This is a genomic window from Allobosea sp. P4_C6 (genome assembly GCF_056402015.1).
Window position 1 is genome coordinate 1 of sequence record NZ_JBFUIF010000234.1, and the last position, 1,523, is coordinate 1,523.

Here is a 1,523-nt window from a genome sequence, read left to right on the forward strand (position 1 = left end):
CGAGTAGCGTTCGTGGAACGGCGTCGCGATCACCCCCGGCGACACAGCATTGACCCTGATCTTGTCCGCGACGAGTTCGCGCGCCAGGCCCTTGGAGAAGGAGCTGACGAAGCCTTTAGCGGCGCCGTAGATGTTGGCGCCGCCACCGCCACCGTTGCGCGCGGCGATCGAAGTGACGTTGATGATAGAGCCGCCACCGCCGCCGGCCATGACGGGCGCTACCGCCCGRCTGAGCGCGAAGACCGACCAGCAGTTGAGGCGCATCACCCGCTCGAAATGCGCGTCATCCATCTCGACCGTCGGGACACGGCCGAGCATAGCACCGGCATTGTTCACGAGCACATCGATGCGGCCAAATTTCGCCACCGTCGCGTCCACCAACCCGGATAGGGCTGCCGTATCGGTGACATCGGCCTGGTGGAGCAGAACCTCACCACCGGCGTCAGTGATCAGTTTTGCCACCGCCCCCGCCTGCTCGGCGCTGGCGTTGTAGTTGACCACGACTTTCGCGCCATGGGCCGCAAAGCCCTGCGCCACGGCGGAACCGATGCCGGTGCTGGCGCCTGTGATCAAAACTACCTTGTCCTTGAGATCGGCAATCATCTTTGGTTCCAGTCGGCAGGTTCGGGTTTCGTGTCGGCTCTAGGCGGGGTTCAGCCGCCTTTGACACCGCCGGCCGTCAAGCCGCCGACGATGTCCTTCTGGATCACCACGGTGAGCACGATCACCGGCAGCATCACCACGATCGCGGCCGCGGCGAGTGGGCCCCAGGAGACCTGCTCGAACGTGAGCATGTTGTAGACGGCGACCGGCATCGTGCGTGTCGTGCGGCCGGCGAAGACGGCGCCGAAGACGAAATTGTTCCAGGAATAGATGAAGGACAGGATGGCGCCGACGACGATGCCCGGCCGCGCCAGCGGTACCGCGATATGCCAGAAGGTCTGCCACATCGAGCAGCCGTCGATGCGCGCGGCCTCCTCTAATTCGGCTGGAAGCGTCTCGAAGTAGCCGATCATGATGTAGATCACGATCGGAAGGGTAATCACCAGATGCGTGATGCCGATCGGCCAGAGTGTGCCGACCAGACCCAACGCTTGGAACAGCGCGAACAGCGGGATGAGATAGGACAGACCCGGCGTCAGCCGGCTGATTAGCATTAGCACGGCGAGCCCGTGCGCTTTTGATTTCGCGATGCCGTAGCCGGCGGGCACCCCTAGGATCAGCGCTGCCAGGGTCGCCCCGCCCGAAACGAGCACGCTGTTCCAGAAATACAGCAGGATCGGCGTCTCATTGAACAACGTGCGGAAATTGTCGAGGGTCGGGTCGCTCGGGATGAAGACCGGCGGATATGCGGTGTTGTCGATCTCCTGCTTGAGCGACAGGGAGATGACCCACAGGAAGACGAACAGTACCGGCGCCATCAGCACGAGTAGAGCGAAGCCTAGCGCCAAATGCTCCCGCAGCTGTGCGAACGAGTTAGGGCCGAAGCGGCGCGACGGCGCGCCAGCCATCACTTGTTGTAC

At 63.2% G+C, this 1,523-nt stretch carries 2 protein-coding genes; both read right to left on the minus strand.

Annotation, left to right across the window (positions count from 1 at the left end; all coding sequences use genetic code 11):
- A partial coding sequence (locus AC1DVA_RS28245; RefSeq protein ID WP_476808109.1) for an SDR family NAD(P)-dependent oxidoreductase occupies nt 1–603 on the minus strand: 603 nt, incomplete at its 3' end.
- 50 nt (nt 604–653) lie between these two features.
- Complete coding sequence (locus tag AC1DVA_RS28250; RefSeq protein WP_476808110.1) at nt 654–1,511, minus strand: carbohydrate ABC transporter permease; 858 nt, start codon at nt 1,509–1,511, stop codon at nt 654–656.
- Between the last annotated feature and the right edge of the window lie 12 nt (nt 1,512–1,523).

Coding starts and splice junctions, on each gene's coding strand:
- AC1DVA_RS28250 (WP_476808110.1), bottom strand. CDS start 1,511: ATGGCTGGCGCGCCGTCGCGCCGCTTCGGCCCTAACTCGTTCGCACAG.